At 59.2% G+C, this 17,384-nt stretch carries 16 protein-coding genes and 3 pseudogenes; 14 read left to right on the top strand and 5 right to left on the bottom strand.

All coding sequences use genetic code 11. From position 1 onward, the window contains the following. Nucleotides 1–65 precede the first annotated feature (65 nt). From AC3IUA_RS18600 to AC3IUA_RS18590, 3 genes are all read left to right on the top strand, one after another. Nucleotides 66–1,448: an FAD-binding oxidoreductase gene (locus tag AC3IUA_RS18600; protein ID WP_489356113.1), complete on the top strand. Its 1,383-nt coding sequence runs from the start codon at nucleotides 66–68 to the stop codon at nucleotides 1,446–1,448. Between the two features lie 37 nt (nucleotides 1,449–1,485). Further along, complete coding sequence (locus tag AC3IUA_RS18595; RefSeq protein ID WP_489356111.1) at nucleotides 1,486–2,154, top strand: DUF1326 domain-containing protein; 669 nt, start codon at nucleotides 1,486–1,488, stop codon at nucleotides 2,152–2,154. Nucleotides 2,155–2,231: 77 nt separating this feature from the next. Next, nucleotides 2,232–3,038, top strand: a complete 807-nt coding sequence (locus AC3IUA_RS18590; RefSeq protein ID WP_489356109.1) for a DUF2182 domain-containing protein — start codon at nucleotides 2,232–2,234, stop codon at nucleotides 3,036–3,038. Nucleotides 3,039–3,066: 28 nt separating this feature from the next. Here the strand turns inward: AC3IUA_RS18590 and AC3IUA_RS18585 are convergent. Next, nucleotides 3,067–3,519: pseudogene (locus AC3IUA_RS18585) on the bottom strand (PhnE/PtxC family ABC transporter permease); the annotation flags it as partial. Between AC3IUA_RS18585 and AC3IUA_RS18580 the strand changes: the two are divergent. Next, nucleotides 3,513–4,229, top strand: a pseudogene (locus tag AC3IUA_RS18580) (MATE family efflux transporter); the annotation flags it as partial. The pseudogenes AC3IUA_RS18585 and AC3IUA_RS18580 sit on opposite strands and share 7 nt — an antisense overlap. Before the next feature lie 133 nt (nucleotides 4,230–4,362). On the opposite strand, the gene AC3IUA_RS18575 reads toward AC3IUA_RS18580, so the two are convergent. Then, nucleotides 4,363–5,232: a LysR family transcriptional regulator gene (locus AC3IUA_RS18575; RefSeq protein WP_489356107.1), complete on the bottom strand. Its 870-nt coding sequence runs from the start codon at nucleotides 5,230–5,232 to the stop codon at nucleotides 4,363–4,365. 123 nt (nucleotides 5,233–5,355) lie between these two features. Between AC3IUA_RS18575 and AC3IUA_RS18570 the strand changes: the two genes are divergently transcribed. From AC3IUA_RS18570 to AC3IUA_RS18560, 3 genes and pseudogenes are all read left to right on the top strand, one after another. Beyond that, a complete protein-coding gene (locus AC3IUA_RS18570) occupies nucleotides 5,356–6,072 on the top strand; it encodes an AzlC family ABC transporter permease (protein ID WP_489362398.1) in 717 nt (238 codons plus the stop codon). Then, nucleotides 6,062–6,370, top strand: coding sequence for an AzlD family protein (locus AC3IUA_RS18565; RefSeq protein ID WP_489356105.1), 309 nt, complete (start codon nucleotides 6,062–6,064; stop codon nucleotides 6,368–6,370). The genes AC3IUA_RS18570 and AC3IUA_RS18565 overlap by 11 nt, the downstream gene beginning before the upstream one ends. A 21-nt stretch (nucleotides 6,371–6,391) precedes the next feature. Then, nucleotides 6,392–6,484 (top strand): annotated as a pseudogene (locus AC3IUA_RS18560) (LysE family translocator); the annotation flags it as partial. Nucleotides 6,485–6,520: 36 nt separating this feature from the next. On the opposite strand, the gene AC3IUA_RS18555 reads toward AC3IUA_RS18560, so the two are convergent. Continuing rightward, a complete protein-coding gene (locus tag AC3IUA_RS18555) occupies nucleotides 6,521–7,195 on the bottom strand; it encodes an NADPH-dependent F420 reductase (RefSeq protein ID WP_489356103.1) in 675 nt (224 codons plus the stop codon). A 351-nt stretch (nucleotides 7,196–7,546) separates the two neighbouring features. Next, nucleotides 7,547–8,227: a TetR/AcrR family transcriptional regulator gene (locus tag AC3IUA_RS18550; protein ID WP_489356101.1), complete on the bottom strand. Its 681-nt coding sequence runs from the start codon at nucleotides 8,225–8,227 to the stop codon at nucleotides 7,547–7,549. A 212-nt stretch (nucleotides 8,228–8,439) separates the two neighbouring features. Here AC3IUA_RS18550 and AC3IUA_RS18545 point away from each other — a divergent pair, with 212 nt between their 5' ends. From AC3IUA_RS18545 to AC3IUA_RS18530, 4 genes are all read left to right on the top strand, one after another. Then, nucleotides 8,440–9,279, top strand: coding sequence for a TauD/TfdA dioxygenase family protein (locus AC3IUA_RS18545; protein ID WP_489356099.1), 840 nt, complete (start codon nucleotides 8,440–8,442; stop codon nucleotides 9,277–9,279). A 52-nt stretch (nucleotides 9,280–9,331) separates the two neighbouring features. Then, nucleotides 9,332–10,102, top strand: a complete 771-nt coding sequence (locus AC3IUA_RS18540) for a class II aldolase/adducin family protein (RefSeq protein ID WP_489356097.1) — start codon at nucleotides 9,332–9,334, stop codon at nucleotides 10,100–10,102. Beyond that, the gene (locus AC3IUA_RS18535; protein ID WP_489356095.1) at nucleotides 10,095–11,114 is read left to right on the top strand and encodes a 2-hydroxyacid dehydrogenase; all 1,020 of its coding nucleotides are present in this window, start codon (nucleotides 10,095–10,097) and stop codon (nucleotides 11,112–11,114) included. Before AC3IUA_RS18540 ends, AC3IUA_RS18535 begins: the two co-directional genes overlap by 8 nt. Nucleotides 11,115–11,407: 293 nt before the next feature. Beyond that, nucleotides 11,408–13,267, top strand: a complete 1,860-nt coding sequence (locus AC3IUA_RS18530) for an ABC transporter ATP-binding protein (RefSeq protein ID WP_489356093.1) — start codon at nucleotides 11,408–11,410, stop codon at nucleotides 13,265–13,267. A 53-nt stretch (nucleotides 13,268–13,320) separates the two neighbouring features. Here AC3IUA_RS18530 and AC3IUA_RS18525 read toward each other — a convergent pair whose 3' ends face one another. Continuing rightward, nucleotides 13,321–14,121, bottom strand: a complete 801-nt coding sequence (locus tag AC3IUA_RS18525) for a hypothetical protein (RefSeq protein ID WP_489356091.1) — start codon at nucleotides 14,119–14,121, stop codon at nucleotides 13,321–13,323. Between the two features lie 431 nt (nucleotides 14,122–14,552). On the opposite strand from AC3IUA_RS18525, the gene AC3IUA_RS18520 reads away from it, so the two are divergent. The 3 genes from AC3IUA_RS18520 to AC3IUA_RS18510 all read left to right on the top strand — a co-directional run bounded on the left by AC3IUA_RS18520 (nucleotide 14,553) and on the right by AC3IUA_RS18510 (nucleotide 17,339). Next, the gene (locus AC3IUA_RS18520) at nucleotides 14,553–15,248 is read left to right on the top strand and encodes a tRNA (adenine(22)-N(1))-methyltransferase (protein ID WP_489356089.1); all 696 of its coding nucleotides are present in this window, start codon (nucleotides 14,553–14,555) and stop codon (nucleotides 15,246–15,248) included. A 126-nt stretch (nucleotides 15,249–15,374) separates the two neighbouring features. Then, nucleotides 15,375–15,971 (top strand): eCIS core domain-containing protein, encoded by a 597-nt coding sequence (locus AC3IUA_RS18515; RefSeq protein WP_489356087.1) that lies wholly within the window; start codon nucleotides 15,375–15,377, stop codon nucleotides 15,969–15,971. Nucleotides 15,972–16,244: 273 nt separating this feature from the next. Next, nucleotides 16,245–17,339 carry an alpha/beta hydrolase gene (locus tag AC3IUA_RS18510; protein WP_489356085.1) on the top strand — a complete coding sequence of 365 codons (1,095 nt, stop codon included), beginning with the start codon at nucleotides 16,245–16,247 and terminating at the stop codon, nucleotides 17,337–17,339. Nucleotides 17,340–17,384: the final 45 nt, after the last annotated feature.

The raw sequence follows: 17,384 nt of genomic DNA, 5'->3' as shown, positions 1-17,384 counted from the left end.
GGGAACACCTGATGGCGCAATCTCGTAGACGAAGCAGAGGAACACCCGGAGCGGAGGAACAGACAATGAGCGGCATAATCAAGACATTGAGCGAAGCGGTGCGCGGTCGCGTCATCACCCCGTCGGATTCTGACTACGACGACGCTCGCGCTGTCTACAACGCCATGCACGACCGCAAACCTCGCGCCGTCATCCGGTGCGTGGACTCGGCCGACGTGATGGCCGCGGTCAGGGCTGGCCGCGACGCCGGCTTCGACCTGGCAATTCGTGGTGGGGGCCACAGCGTCCCCGGATTCGGCACGGTGGACGACGGCCTGGTCATCGACCTGTCGAGGATGAACAACGTGCGGGTCGACCCGGTCAAGAAGATCGCCCGGGTTGGGGGCGGCGCGACCTGGGGTGATGTCGACCATGCGACCTACCCGTTCGGCCTGGCAGCGCCAGGCGGGATCATCTCGACGACTGGGGTGGGTGGCCTGACGCTGGGCGGCGGCATCGGCTACCTGACCCGCGGCGTCGGTCTCTCCATCGACAACCTGCTGGCGGCCGATGTCGTTCTCGCCGATGGCCGACAGGTCACCGCGAGCGATTACCAGAACGAAGATTTGTTCTGGGCCCTGCGCGGCGGTGGCGGCAACTTCGGTGTCGTCACCAGCTTCGAGTTTCAGCTCCACGAGGTCGGTGACATCGTGGGCGGTCCGCTGTTCTACGAGTTCGACGATGCCGCGGCGGTCCTGCAGTGCTACCGCGAATTCATTGCGCATGCGCCCGAACAGCTCGGATGCTTTTTCGGCTGGCAGATTGCTCCTCCTCTGCCGTTTATCCCCGAGGACCGGGTCGGGGATCTGTTCTGTGTACTGGTCACGTGCTGGAACGGTCCACATGAGGAGGCTGCGCGAGTGCTTAAACCACTACGCGACGCCGCCGAAGTGAAGGCGGAGCAGGTCGGCGTCATGCCGTTCCCGGCCCTGCAAAGCGCCTTCGACAGCTTGGTCCCGAAGGGCATGCAGCATTACTGGAAAGCAGACTTCATCACCGAGCTCACCGACGCGGCGATCGCTGCTCACATCGAGCATGGCAAAAAGACGCCGCACATCAGCTCGAGCATGCACCTCCATCCGATCAACGGTGCGGCGCAACGGGTCGGCGCCAACGAGACCGCGTTCGGTCACCGGGACAAGAGCTTTGCCCCTGTGGTCGTGGGAATCTGGTCGGACCCTGCCGACAACGAGGCCAACATCAAGTGGGTGAAGGACTACTACGCCGCTATTCACCCCCACTCGGGCGGCGATGGGGGCTACGTCAACTTCATGTCCAGCGACGACGACCACCGTGCGCCCGCAAACTATGGCGCCAACTACGAGCGACTCGCGGCAGTGAAAGCGACCTATGACCCGGACAACCTCTTCCACATCAATCAGAACATTGTTCCAGAGAAGGGACGCTGAGCATCACGGCGTTCATCCAGTCAGGAGGATCGACGAGATGAGTGTTGAATGGCTTTTCAAGAGCGAAACCTATGACAACTGCAGTTGCGCTGTGAATTGCGGTTGCCAGTTCAACTTGCCGAGTACCCACGGCTATTGCCAGTCGGCCTTCGTCGGCAACATCGTTGAAGGCCATTTCAACGATACGCCACTCGCGGGGCTGAATTGGGCGGCGCTGTACAAGTGGCCTGGTGAAATCAAGGAGGGAAATGGTAAATGTCAGATCATCATCGACGAACGTGCGGATGAAGCTCAACGGGCTGCACTGGAAACAATTATTTCGGGCGGCGCATGCGAACCATTGAGCAATCATTTCTCCGTATTCGCGTCTACATGCTCGGAGTTTTGCGCGACATTGTTCCTGCCGATAGATCTCGAGGCGAACCTGGAACTCAGAACCGCCAGGGTTGATATACCGGGCATCTTGAGGAGCAGCGGCAGACCAATAATCAACGAGTTTACTGGTCAACCGTTCCACATTGCGTTGGCTCGCCCTAGTGGCAGTTTCGAGTTTACCTACGCAGAGATCGGGCAAGGGACGACCTCGGTGACGGGCGACATGGAGATGGCGTTCGAGGATTCATGGGCCCATTTTTGCGTTCACCACTACAACCAGGATGGCATGGTCCGCGAAAGATCAAGGCTCACGGCATGGCTTGGTGGGTGACGTCCGGAACGGACCGGTGTCGAGGTCGCGCAGAAGAGGCATGTCCTGATTGGGCGAACATGATCGGGTGAAAAGTGATGACGGTACCCATCGACGCCACACTTGAGGCAGTGGTCAGGCGCGATCGCCTGGTCGTCGTTACCGCGCTTACTGCGGTCATCGCTCTGTCGTGGGCGTATCTGCTGGCCGGTGCCGGCATGGGCATATCGGCGTTCGAGATAACCCGCATGTCGCAGCTCGGGATGGCAATGATGACGCCCGCAGTCTGGACGCCCGGCTACGCAGTCCTGATGTTCTTCATGTGGTGGGTCATGATGGTCGCGATGATGTTGCCCAGCGCGGCGCCGATGATCCTTTTGTTTGCGACGGTCAATCGCAAGCAGCGCGACACCGGCCATCCCTATGTCGCGACGAGCATTTTCGCGTTTGGCTATCTCGCCGCCTGGGCTGGTTTCAGCCTGGCCGCGGTAATCCTGCAGTGGGGGTTCCAGCGTACCGGTTTCCTTTCACCGATGCTCGTCGCGACCAACGCGATCTTCGGCGATTTCCTGCTGCTCGCCGCCGGCGTCTATCAACTCACCCCGATCAAGCATGCCTGTCTTCGCCACTGCCGATCGCCGCTTGCATTCCTTAGTACCCATTGGCGGCGGGGCGCCCATGGCGCGCTACGCGTGGGTCTTTTGCACGGCGCTTTCTGCGTCGGCTGCTGCTGGATCCTGATGGGGCTGTTGTTTTTCGGCGGCGTGATGAACCTCTACTGGATTGCGGGCCTCGCGCTGCTCGTACTATGCGAAAAGACTGTCCCTGCGGGGCACTGGCTCGGCTACGTGACCGGCGTCGCTCTGCTCGTTTGGGGTGGCGGGATGCTGGCGCTCGCGTTTTAAGAAGGGCATACAGGCATCACGCGGCCCCTCAGGCCTTGACCCAGCGTTGACGGCTCCAGCTGCTCAATGTATCGACGGCCAATACCAGTACCAGCATGGCCAGAATTACCGTGCTGGCTTGAGCTTCCTGGAACAGGCTGAGGCTGACATAGAGCATTTGCCCCAGACCACCGGCGCCGACGAAGCCGAGCACACTGGCCATGCGGATATTGTTTTCCCAGCGGTACAGCATGTAGGCCAGTAGCTGTGGCAACAGGTTGGGCAGTGTGCCGTAACAGAAAGCGCATACGGCATTGGCGCCCTGCAATCGGATGGCTGCGGCGGGTTCTGGTGGGGTGTTTTCCAGCGCTTCGGCGAACAGCCGGCCGAGCACGCCAGTGGTGTGCAGGGCTAATGCCAGGGTGCCGGCATTGGGGCCGAGCCCGGCGGCAAGGACCATCAGCGCGGCCCATACCAGTTCCGGAACCGCGCGCAAGGCATTTTCGCAAGGGGCATCCGTTGGCGCCGGATCGGGCGTTTTTTGCGGCGATGCGGCTGGATATGGCCATCCTCGGCAAGGTGCTGCGCATCGGTTTGCCCACGGGGTTGCAGATGGTGGTGTTGTCGCTGTCGGAGTTGGTGATTCTGGCGCTGGTGAATCAGCACGGTTCTCAGGCGACGGCGGCGTATGGAGCGGTGACGCAGATCGTCAATTACGTGCAGTTTCCGGCGCTGTCGATTGCGATCACGGCGTCGATCCTCGGTGCTCAGGCGATTGGGGCAGGGCGCCTTGAGCGCATGGCGCCGATTCTACGCACGGGTTTGTTGATCAACGTGTGCCTGACCGGTGGTTTGGTGGTATTGGGTTACCTGCTATCGCACTGGTTGCTGGGGTTGTTCCTCACGGATGATGCCACCCGGGCGATGGCCGAACACTTGCTGCACATCATGCTTTGGAGCCTGCTGGTGTTTGGCTTTCAGGCGATCATCGGCGGCATCATGCGCGCCAGCGGCACGGTGCTGATGCCGGTGGTGATTTCGATCGTTTGCGTGGTCGGGGTGCAGTTGCCGGTGGCGTATCTGCTGGATGCGCGGTTTGGGCTGCAAGGGGTGTGGATGGCGTTTCCGGTGACGTATCTGGGCATGCTGATGTTGCAGATGGGGTATTACAAAACCGTCTGGCAACATCAGAAGATCGAGCGGTTGGTGTAGGGCTCGTCGAGCACCAGGGCGTAGCGCTTATGAAGATCTGCGATTGCTGCAAGATTTTTGGGGCTACTACGCAGCCCAGCGGGAGCAAGCTCCCTCGCTTTCCAACCTAGAGGACTGAGGTTGATATCGCGATTCAGGTGCAAAGTGGATCCTTGAGTGTTCGCATGACCTGCTCGTACATCGCATCCACTGCTCGGGATCCCTTCGAATCCTTGCTGCGCATCAGAACGACTTCCACCACCGGGAGTTCGGGCAACCCTTGGCGCGTGTCCACAATTTTCAAGCTGGCCGGCACGCTGCACCGGGTGAGTACAGCCACTGCCATGCCGCTCTCTGCCACGGCCAGTTGGCCACCCACGTTTGGGCTGTTATACACCACTCGGTATTCACGCTGCCGGGATGAAAGCGTTGCAAGAATCTCAGTGCGCAGACGTCCACCCAGTTCGTGTACGGCGATAGGCAGGGGGTTGCGTTTCCATACTTCATGCTGCTCGGCTGCTCCCCACACCAGGGCTTCCCTGAACAGCAGTTCGCCCCGGGAGGGCGCATCTCGCGTGACCAATGCCAGATCGATTTCACCGCGGTCGACTTTTGCCCACAGGGCGGTGGACTCCTCGCACACCAGGGTTACCTCGACTTCGCTGAAACGGGCGGCGAAGGTACGTAGCACCGGCACAAGGTAGGTCAGCGCATAATCGTCCGGAACTCCGATGGTCACTCGCCCTGAAAGCGTTCCGCCATGCATCGCCAACACCAGGGACGAATGGGACTCCAGTACCTTGCGGGCGTGGCCGAGCAGATCATAGCCCGCAGGGGTGAGGGAGAGCTGCCTGGGCTCACGGTTGAGCAAGGGACGGCCAATGCTGTCCTCCAGCTTCTTCAGCTGCATGCTGACTGCTGACTGGGAGCGTGAGACCTGTCGCGCCGCTGCCGTCATTGAGCCCGTATCGACAACCGCGACGAAGGTGCGCAGCCAGTCGATCTGCAAATCCCGAGAATGCACCTGTTTTACCTGTCATTCGTAAATCGAATGCGCCTTATAACACTTATTCGCTTTTCTGGATTCAATCCCAGCCTGCAAAATGCCGCCCAAACCGCAGCACGCCGTAACAGAGGAGGCGACGTTTTGTTGAGTATTGATAAAGGCTTGGTCGAGCTGAACTTGAGCGAGGTCTGGTTTGGCTTCAAGCAGCTCCTGCCCATTTCGCTGTTCGTTATCGTCTTCGGGATAGCCTTCGGTCTTGCTGCCGCGCAGACAGGGCTGGAGGACGCTTCGACGCTGCTCATGAGTGTCCTGGTGTTTGCCGGCGCAGCGCAGTTTGCTGTTCTCAATCTGTGGGGCGAGCACGTTCCGATTGTTCCGCTAATAGTCACGGTGTTTGCCATTAACGCCCGACATCTATTGATGGGGGCGACCTTGTATCCATGGCTACGCGATCTTCCGCGGGCTAAACGCTACGGTGTGATGCTGGTGGTATCGGACGCCAACTGGGCGATGTCGATGCAGGCATTCAATGGCGGCAAGCCCGGCCTGGGTCTGCTACTGGGCGGCGGCATAGCGCTGTGGTCGGCCTGGGCACTGGGCAGTTGGCTGGGCCTGTATTTTGGCAGCGCGATCCGGGATCCGGTGAGCCTGGGGCTGGATATGGTGATGGGCTGCTTCCTGCTGGCGATGGTGATTGGAGGACAAAAGAACCTGCGCATGCTGATCATCTGGACTGTGGCGGCCGGCTCTTCGCTGCTGGCGTACTGGTACCTGCCTGAAAACAGCCATGTCGTCGTGGGTGCATTGGCTGGCGGTCTTTTGGGCGCGGTGTGGATGGAGAAGAAAATTGAGCATTGATAGTGCAGGCTTCGGCACAATCCTGATCATATTGATCATGGCGGTGGTCACCCTTGCCACGCGCTGGGGCGGTGTTTTCGTGATGTCTTTCGTCCCCATCAACTACCGGGTCCAGCAGTTCATCAGCGCTATGTCGGGTTCGGTGCTGGTGGCCGTTCTGGCCCCTTTGGCGGTCACGGGTGACAATGGCGCACGGCTCGCCTTGCTGACCACGGCAATCGTGATGCTGCTGCTCAGAAAACCTCTACCGGCGATTGCGGCAGGGATAATCGTGGCGGCCATGTTCAGGCAGATCTGAGTTGCGGTTATGTCGGTCGCGCCCGAGCTGTCCCGGTGGGTCAGCCGGGTGGTGGGGTCGACGTTCATCTGCTTCGCGGCTGCCATCCTGGCCATGCGTCGACCGGCTGCGTAAGAGGCAGGAGTAGCGGTAGGCTCCGGCAGCGCGCGGCTATAAGCCTAGCCTGTGCTTGAGTTCGGCCTCGCTCAAAACGCCGCTGAGCGGGCCGCCCGGCAATCCTTCATCAGCTCGCGCCAGCGGTAAAAGTACCGGTACAAATCCGGCGTCGCGCACCAACCGGGCGCCCAGGTCCCGGGCCTGGGCGTCGTCGGCGAAGGTTGGAATCGCCTTGCCTTTGCCAGACTGGCTTTTCATTGATGCGTAGCCTATGGCGTTGAACGCCCGCACCAGGTGCACACCCGGCAGGTACTGCTGGTCCGCCAAGGCTACTCCCTGATCCAGCGCCTTGCGCCCGACGTCTGCGTCACGCTCGCTGAACGGGTTGCTGGTGCTGAGCACCACCTTGCCGTCCAGCTTGCCCTTCAGCTGTTCGGACAGCACCGGCATTGCCTTGTAGGGAACACTCAGCACGATCACATCGCCCCATGCCGCGGCATCGCTGACCGAGCCCGCCCGAGCGTTCGGGCCGGCGGTCTTGACCAGGTCCGCCAGTTCCTCGGGGTGGCGTGACGAAAACATCACCGAGTGGCCAGCCTTTACCCATAGCGTGCCAAGCGTACCGCCGACGTTACCGGCGCCGATCACGCTGATCTTAAGGGTGTCCGCCATAGCCTGACTGGTGCACAGGACCAGGCCGGCGAGCGTCAGAAAGAGGGTTCTGGACATGAGCTGCGCTCCCGGGTTGGACAAATGGTTTTGTAACTACCGTAGTAGAGGCTGCGCATAAACGAAAGGCGCGTACGGGGGAAGGGGGACATTAGCTGACCCCCAGCGCCAACTGCACCGACGACCTGGCCCCGAACAGAGCACGGCGCTAGTGCTGACCGGAGCTACGGGCCCAGGCATTTACCCAGCGAACCGTTAAGGGATTTATTTTCCATTGATTCGATCCCGCAGCCGATGCTGTCTGACGGCAAAGCCGAGTCAGATAAGCGAACGAGGCTGCTGATAACGGAACATAGGGTAAATACGGCGTGAGGAATGTTGACGAAATCCCGTTGCTGTATGAGCCGTCTGTCAGTCGAATGCGGATGGACGCAGGCAACCGATAGCCATGGCGACCAGGCTGTCGAGCAAGGCCGGATGTTCCAGCTGCGCCGGAATATCCTCCAACACCGACCGGATTACACTGCGCAACCCCTGCCCGAGCAAATAAGCCGCCAAGGCGGGGTGCTCCGTGGTGATCTCATGCTCGTACAGATGCAGGAGCGGCAGCCAGGTCGCTTCGATGAATTCACCTGTCGTGTGGTAAGGGCCGCGCCACATTCCCAGGTGAAGGGCGGAGTGGTAACGCAAGTGAAAGGCCTTGTTCAATTTGAACAGGCGTGTTTCGACACGAATGATGTTGGCCAGAATATCGCGCAGTGCCGATTTTAATGGCATGCCAACCAGCCTTTCGCGCACCCTCAGTAGTTCCTCGGATTCCTCGTCGAGAACACGCTCGTACAGCAAGGCAACGATCGCGTCCTTGTTGGGGAAATATTGGTAGATCGAGCCGACTGCGACCCCTGATATTTCCGCGATGCGGGCGACGGTCAGCGCTTCCTCGCCTGCCTCATCCAGAATCCGCAGGCACGCCTGCTCCACGGCATCGACCAGTGCGCGAGAGCGTGACTGGGTCGGACGCTTGCGTAACGCGGGAAGCTGCTCCGGCGAAGACTTTGGGCCCATCGTGGTTTCATCGCCTTTCTTGTTCATGGGAATCCGAGTGCTGCATTTATCGTCGTACTAAAATTTTAATATTTATCAATTAAATCAATTAGTTAATGACAACTTTGATCGCTTGTTGAATGCGAATATCTCAGCCATCGCGACGTGAGTATGATCGTTTTCGTTAATCAGACAACGTCTAAACGCGTAGTGATGCGCCCTATAAGATCGGATGTTCCAACCCTACCGGGAGATTGCCCATGCCTTCATCTTTCACCGTCCGGCCCCTTGGCCCAAGCCTGGGTGCCGAAGTGCTTGATCTAGATCCGGCTTCATTAGTTTTGCCAGAAACGCTGGCGGCGCTTGAGGCGGCACTTTTCAAACATGAAGCCATCGTACTGCACGTCCCAGGGCTAAGGCCCGAGCAACATTTGGCGATTGCACGGTATTTCGGTGAGCCAGAAGTACACACCTTCTATCCCAACCTGGGCGAGGGCTTTGAACAGATCACCGTGATCGACTCCAAGCTGGGCGATCGAGCTGATATGTGGCACCACGACGAGAGCTTTCTGCCCAGCCCACCGATTGTCACCATGACTCACGCCCAGATCCTGCCGCCGTGTGGCGGCGACACCTGCTGGATCAGCATGACCACGGCCTACGACGCACTGTCCGAGCGCATGAAGCACTACCTCGAAGGCCTCAGCGCCTGGCACGACATGAACGGACCAATGACGGCAGCGTTGCGCCAAAACGTCGTCACGCACGAGCGCTATGTCGAGGTCATCAAAGCGAACCGACGGCACTTGCATCCGCTGGTCATTCAACACCCGGTGACAGGTCGCAAGGCGCTGTATCTGAGCCCGACCTACACCACCCATATCGACGGCCTGGCCATCCCCGAGGGCGATGCCATCCTTGCCTACCTGCATGCGCATTGCCAACACGTTCAATTCGGTTTCCGCCATCGCTGGCGCGTCGGTGACATGGTGCTCTGGGACAACCGTAGCGTGCTCCACAACGCCATCCTGGACTATCAACCGCACCAACGGCGCATGCAGCGCACCTCGGTATTTGCTCGCGGGTCTTTCCACGGGTAATTCATTGATTGGTCAATCACAGCTTGTGACAGTCGCTCAAGAGGAAACAGCTATGTTGAAGGACACGCTGAACAAGGATTTACTGGCCCGCTACGCTCCCAAGCCAGGTCGCTATGCGCTGCTGCCCGAATTGACACCACACCAGACCGTGGCATTGCTGTGTCGGGTATTGTATCGCGAGGGTTATAACGACCACATCGCCGGCCACATCACCGTTCGCCAGGACAATGGCACTTACCTGGCCAACCCGTGGGAACTCACCTGGGGTGAAGTGACCGCCTCGGATATCGTGCGCCTCGATCCGCAAGGCAAGGTGATCGAGGGTGAGTGGAACATCACCCCGGCCATCAACCTGCACATTGATGTACACACCGCCCGGCATGATGTCGGCGTGGTGATCCACAACCATCCGCAGTGGGGATCAGTGTGGTCGGCGGCTGGGCGTACTCCACCGATCTATGACCAAACGTCCGCCTTGGTTGACACTGACCCGGTGCTCTATGACGAGTATCAGGGCACGGTTGAAGACACCGAACGAGGCCGCGCCGTCGTGGACGCTCTCGGTACGCAAAAATGGGCGTTGCTCGCCAACCACGGCGTGCTGGTGGTGGCCAACGGCATTCGCCAGGCACACTTGCGCGCTATCACACTGGAGTGGCGCAGCCGTCTGGCCTGGCATGTCGAAACGCTCGGCGGCGGCTCACCGTTGCCCGCTAGCGTCGCGCTCGCAACCGGAGAGCGCACCGATGCCAATGGGTTCCCATTCCTGTGGGAAGCCATGGCTCGCGAGGAAATCCGGCGCGATCCAACCGTTCTTGAGTAAGCCTCTCCCACCAGTCGCGGCGGCATGGCAGACGTCCACGCCGCTGGTACTTCGTACTTTGCCGAGACATGACAACGCGATGAAACCCACTTTGTTACTGCTTTCCCGCTTGCCCGATAGTTTCATCATCCGCCTGCGTGAGCATTTCGACTGTCACTCGTATTCGCTTCTCGACGAAAAGCGGCTCATGGAGCTGGCCCCCACTGTGCGAGGCATTGTTGCAACTGCCGAATCCTGCGTGCCCCGTGTATTGATCGCTCGACTGCCAGCGCTCGAAATCATCTCGGTGCTGGGTGTCGGTTACGACGGAATCGATCTTGAAGCCGCGCGCGAACACAACGTCTGTGTCACCCATACCCCTGAACTGTCCACCGAAGACATTGCAGATTTCGCCATCGCGCTGTTGCTGTGTGCCGCACGCCAAGTGCTAACCGCCGACCGGTTTGTGCGACGAGGTGAATGGACAGCCGGCCGCCATCCGATGACTGCGCGGGTGTTTGGCGGGCGAATGGGCATCGTCGGTTTGGGCCGTATTGGCAGAGCAGTGGCTTTACGAGCCCAGGCGTTCGGTATGAGCATTGCGTATACGGGGCGCACGCCAAAGGCTGATGTGCCCTATCGCTGGTGCAACGATGCGCAAGCACTGGCAGCGAGTGTCAATTATCTGGTGGTGTGCGCGAGCGGTGGCTCCGACACTCATGGCATGATCAACGCGGCCGTGCTGGCAGAGCTTGGCCACAGCGGTGTATTGATCAATATCGCGCGCGGCTCCATCGTCGACGAAGATGCCCTTGTCGAGGCCTTGCGCGACCGCAAGATTCTCGCGGCGGGGCTCGATGTGTTTTGCGATGAACCGCACGTTTCGCAGGCATTGCTGGCGTTGCCCAATGTGGTGCTGACACCGCATATGGCCAGTTCTACTCATGCGACAGTTCAGGCAATGCTGGATCTGACGTTCGATAACTTGGCGACTCATTTCGCAGGGGAGCCTGTATTAACTCAAGTGAACTAGCGCCGCTACCGGCAGACCTTGCAGTGAAGTTCAACCTTGTTGCGGCCGCTCTGACGGGTTGCTTTTGGCCGAAAGCCGTCCTTAAATGAACATCCGCTCTTGGCCAACAGCACTTCCCGATACCGGCCGTTTTAGTCCTGCCGACCGGGTCTCTGGCGACGTATGAGTGCCCCACCCGGCAACCCAAGCCTCAGAGCGACCTGCCAACAGCGCCATACCTCAAACTTCGCGAAACCCTCAAAGCAACCGTTCAATGGCAGAATCTCCTTAACTTTATCGTTTTGGAGATCACCATGCTTCGTGCATTTGAACGAAGGCTCGACCCTTTTCCTCCTGACGAGGTACCACCGCCGCCCGACGGCCTGGTTCAGTTCCTGTGGGCCTGCACGCGGGGCGCCCGCGGTTACATCTTGGCGTTTGCGCTGCTCAGTGCCGGTGTGTCGATTTACGAAGCTTGGTTGTTTTCCTTCCTCGGGCAGGTCGTGGACCTGCTCTCGACCTGGCAGGCAGGTGGTGATGCGGCTTCGCAGGAAAGTCGCGTGTTGTGGGGCATGGGCATCGTAATGGTGACCAGCGTCGGGCTAGTGGCGTTGCGCACCATGGTGCAGCACCAGATATTGGCGATCAATCTGCCGTTGCGGCTGCGCTGGGACTTCCATCGCCTGATGCTGCGGCAAAGCCTTTCGTTTTTTTCCGATGAGTTTTCCGGCCGGGTCACTACCAAGGTGATGCAGACTGCGCTAGCCGTGCGCGACGTGCTATTCACCCTTATCGAGATCGCACCCGGGATCGGGGTGTATTTCATCGCGATCATCGCACTGGCCGGCGGCTTCGCGCTGAAACTGATGCTGCCTTTTGTTGCCTGGGTCGTGTTGTTCGGGCTGGCCATGCTGTACTTCGTGCCCCGCCTGGGGAAAGTCGGGCAGGAACAGGCCAATGCGCGGTCGATGATGACCGGGCGTATCTCAGACGCCTACACCAACATCACTACGGTTAAGCTGTTCTCCCACTCCAATCGTGAGGCGCACTTCGCACGTGCAGCGATGGAGGATTTCAAACAAACCGGCTTTCGCCAGATGCGCCTGGTAAGCCAATTCGAGATTGTCAACCAGGCATTGGTGGTGGCGTTGATCATGGCCGCAGGTGGTTATGCCCTGTGGCTATGGCACCAGGGTGAGGTTGGTGCTGGTGCCGTGGCGGCAATCACCGCCATGGCGTTGCGTATCAATGGCATGTCGCACTGGATCATGTGGCAAATGACCTCGCTGTTCGAGAGCATCGGCACCGTGCAGGATGGCATGGCCACCCTTACCCTGGGCGCCAAGGTGCAGGATGCGCCGGACGCGGGCGTGCTGGTGACCTCCGGCGGGGCGGTGACCTTCGATAATGTGAGCTTCAACTACAGTGGCGAACGCCAGGTGCTCGATGGCCTGAGCCTGAGCATCCGCCCGGGCGAAAAGATCGGCCTGGTTGGCCGCTCGGGTGCCGGCAAATCCACGCTTATCAACCTGCTGCTGCGCTTCTATGACGTCGACAGCGGGGTGATTCGCATCGACGGCCAAAACATCGCACAAGTGACGCAAGAAAGCCTGCGCGGCTCCATCGGCATGGTCACGCAGGATACCTCCCTGCTGCACCGTTCCATTCGCGACAACATCGCCTACGGCCGTCCCGATGCGACCGACGCGCAAATCCGAGGCGCCGCGGCCAATGCCCAGGCCGATGAGTTCATAAGCCAACTGAGCGACCGGCAAGGCCATACCGGCTACGACACCCTTGTGGGTGAGCGCGGCATCAAGCTGTCAGGTGGCCAGCGCCAACGCGTCGCGATTGCCCGGGTGATGCTCAAGAACGCCCCGATCTTGCTTCTTGACGAGGCCACCAGCGCGCTGGACTCGGAAGTCGAAGTCGCCATTCAGGAAAGCCTTGATGAAATGATGCAGGGCAAGACCGTGATCGCCATCGCCCATCGGCTGTCCACGATTGCGGCCATGGACCGGCTCATCGTCATGGATGACGGACGCATCATCGAACAGGGCACTCACACCGAATTGCTTGGGAAGAACGGCGTCTATGCGCGGCTGTGGCAGCATCAAAGCGGCGGGTTCCTGGGTGAGGATATGGGAGTGGTCGAGGCTATGGATCAGGTGTGAGGGTGAAGGGTGCCCAGCAGGGGGGCGAGAGGGGAGGGTCACGACCGTCAAGGTCAGGGTTTCTGTGCGGCTTTATCGCGGCGAGTTCCCTGCACCACCGGGTTAGGGCTCACGTTAATAAGCTCAACCGGCACTGGTGAGTCACTGTAGATTCTTGGAAGAGCTTTCTTTCCTTTTCCATCTTGACGCGGGCGGTACTCAAGGATTAACTTTTTTCCATTCCAGTACATGCGAATAATATCTGTCCGATTCATGTTTGCGGCGACGTTAAACTTGACTGGAAGAGTAGATGCTGCAGGAACAACAGCAATTTGTAGTAGCGGCTCAATCGCATTGAATGGATTATGCAAGGCGCAGTAGCGATTGTATGCGACTGCAGTAAGACCCATTTCTTCGCTGGTCATTTTCAGGACTGCCCTATCCTCACAAACGTAATCTTGAGCGTGCTTAACGACACCTAGAATCAATGCAAGTATAAATAACGTCCATCCGGATTTTTGCGCAATCGCTTCAAGCTTCTTGTTCCTTCCTTCATTGTTTCGGGTGTCGTAATGATCAATGACCACAGCAGTCAGGTTAGCCACAAGACACAACAGCGCTCCATACATGATCCATGCTGGATGGCCATACAGTATTAATGTCCCGCGTTTGGTGGGAATCACAAAGTTGTCGGTGACCACTCCAAATGTTCCATAGATTAAGAGGGTGACTGACAATGTAATATTCCATAAGCGGTCCTTAAAAGGAACTGTGTTCGGAGCATAAGCGGATTCAGAAACAATTGCGTTTCCGTCATTGGGTGTGTGGGTAGGTTTCTCTGGAGTAGTCTGATTTGGCATTTCGTGATTGTTCATTGCTGACACTCCGAGCCCTGACGTTGAACCAAAGGAAGCTAATTTCTACGGCCTAGGGGCATTTCATATTCTTCAACGCAAGTGTTCGGCGTGCGAGTTCAGGATAGGTTATTTGCACAATATTGGTGCTCCATCAAGTCCGGGGTACTGTGAGGCACCGACTTCATCAAGTCTGAAAAGTGTCCGCTTTTGGGCCGATTGCTGCCTGTCGCGAAGGGCTGCACTCGACCCATTGCAGCCTCTAAGGCTGCGCAAAGGTCGGCCAAAAGTGGCTCATAACCAGGGTTCGCTGTGGGCCGATACGCGAGCGGTAGGTACGGGTCGAGCCATGGCCCTGGTCACATAAATTTGAAATGCACGGCGTTGCTCGACAGAATCACGCCCCGATCCGGCCATAGGTGCCGAGCGTTCGTGATGAAAAGGGGTTGCAGTTGAACGAACAGACATTGTCCATGCGCCTGGAGCGCGTGGCGGCGCATGTGCCAGCAGGTGCGCGCCTGGCCGATATCGGCTCGGATCACGGCTACCTGCCTGTGGCGTTGATGCGCCGTGGCGCCATCGCGGCGGCGGTGGCCGGCGAGGTGGCATTGACGCCGTTTCGCTCGGCCGAACGAACCGTGCGCGAGAACGGCCTGGACCGGCGGATCACCGTGCGCCTGGCCAATGGCCTGGCGGCGATCGAGCCGGGAGACGGGATCACGGCGATCAGCATCTGCGGCATGGGCGGCGAGACGATCCGCGACATCCTCGACAGCGGCAAGGCGCGACTGAGCGGCCAGGAGCGCCTGATCCTGCAGCCCAACGGCGGCGAGCAGCCACTGCGCCAATGGCTGATGGAAAATGGTTACCGCATCCTCTGTGAGGACGTGCTGCGGGAAAACCGCTTCGACTACGAAATCATCGTCGCCGAGCGCGCCGGGCCGGTGCTGTACACCGCCGAAGAGCTGTTCTTCGGCCCGCTGCAGATGCAGGCACGCAGCCCGGCGTTCCTGCTCAAGTGGCAGCGCATGCTGCGCGAGAAGCAGAAGACCCTGACCCACTTCGCCCGGGCGCGGCAGGCAGTGCCCGAGGAGAAGGTGCAGGACATTGCCCGGCAGGCCCGGTGGATCACCGAGCTGCTGGCTTGAGCCCGGTCAGCTTTTCACACCCAAAGCGGTCATCGAGAAGAGACCGATAGGGATACGCTAAAACTATGCGGGTCGTCGATCAATTGTGACCCACTGTTCGCGCTGCTTCCGTCCCTGGAGGGCCCAATGCCGCCCATCACCACGCGCCTGGTGGCGCTGTTTGTTCTTTGCCTGACGCTTGTCGTGCCAGCCCGGACCAACGCCTGCCCAGCTGGCGAGAAACAAGTGTGCCTGGACGGCTGCATCTGTCTGCCAGACCTGGGACAGGTGCTCGGCCCCGTGCCTGATGGCATCTACCAGATCGCGGCACCTGCCCTGGCGCTGTGGCTGACCCAGGCCCGCGATGAAGCAGCCAATGCCGGCATCCAACCCATTCCACCGCACATCCGCGAGCAACTGCTGCGCTGGTACGCCCCGAGCGTCCTCGATACCGCGCGCTACAAAGTCAGCGACAACGGCCAATTCAGCGCCGCCACTACCATGCTGCAAAACCCCGATGTCGGTGCCGTGACGCTGATCGACATCATCCTCTTCCGGGACGCTCAAACCGCAGAACAGAACATCGCGCTCTGGGCTCACGAACTAAAGCATGTGCAGCAGTTTCAGGAATGGGGGGTAGATGGATTTGCCCAGCGGTATACACAAGATTTCAATGCTGTGGAGGCGCCGGCTTATGCCATACAGGCTGAGGTCAGACGGTGGGTGCGGGAAGGGACTTACTGAAGGGTAGCGAAGCTGCCTGACATTACAGGCACAAAGCAGTTGTTTTATTGAATTGAGTCGCCCAGGTTCCAATGGCGGTGAGTGGCTGCTTCTGGCTGCTTGTCGCGAAGGGCTACAATCGACCCAATATGCCACTTGCGCATGTGGCGAACTTTTCGTTTTACTAATCGAACTTATGTGAATCTGGTATTAGTGCTATGTGATTGGCGCGCTTTATCGATTAATCGCTGAAAGGTAATTTGCTTCTCGGCAATATCAAATCGAGAGCAAGCCATGATTCAGTGCTTCATCCGCCAATGCATGCCCGCCGCTGCAAAGGCCGGCAGTCTTTGTTTCGCGCTAGGCGCCAGTGCGTTTGTCAGCGCTGACGATCACGCCCCGCTGATCATCAAGGATCAGGGCAGCCTCATTGCCGGCGGTGGGTTGATCACCCAGCCGGGAACCTTCGACCCCTACAAACCGTTGATGCCCGATGGCCAGACCTATCACGGCGACCATGTGTATGCGTTCTATCAGGTTCCCGTCGACGCTCGTCCACTGCCGATTCTCATGCTGCATGGTGCGGGGCAGTCCGCGAAGTCCTGGGAGACAACGGCCGACGGCCGTGAAGGGTTCCAGAACATTTTTCTGCGGCGAGGATTCTCCACGTACCTGATCGACCAGCCGCGCCGAGGCGATGCGGGACGCAGCCTGATTGAAACGACGATCAAACCGGTGGCGGACGAGCAGCTGTGGTTCAACCAATTCCGCATCGGCCTGTGGCCCGAGAGCTTCGAGGGCAGCCAGTTTCCTCGTGGGCAGGCGGCGCTGGAGCAGTTCTTTCGGTCGATGACGCCCAACACCGGGCCTTACGACATTGACGTGGTATCCAATGGCGTTTCCGCTCTGTTGGAAAAGACCGGGCCGGCCATCTTGTTCACACATTCTCAGGGCGGCGGCCCCGGTTGGCTGACGGCGATCAAAAGCCCGAATGTGCGGGCCATCGTGGCGTTCGAACCGGGTAGCAGCTTCGTGTTTCCAGAGGGGGAGGTGCCCGCACCGATTCCCAGCGTATTCGACACGCTCTCGGGCCTGGCCGTATCGGCAGAACAGTTCAACGCGCTGACCCGAATCCCCATCGTTATCTTCTACGGTGACAACATCCCCGACCAACCGGTTCGCCTACCGGCCCAGGACAGTTGGCGCGCGCGGCTTGAGATGGCGCGCCTGTGGCGCGATACGGTGAATCGCCATGGCGGTGACGTCACGCTTGTTCACCTGCCGGAGATCAATATCAAGGGCAATAGCCACTTTCCTTTTTCGGACATGAACAACGTCGAGATCGCTGATCTGGTTTCGCAGTTTCTCGCTGAAAAAAATCTGGATTGACCAAGAGCGTGGCGATATCGGCCACCCCTCTCACAAACTTGAAAT

It is taken from the genome of Pseudomonas sp. KH_050, from assembly GCF_057838875.1.
Note: the sequence above shows the minus strand (reverse complement) of the source record. Positions and strands in the feature narration are given on the sequence as shown.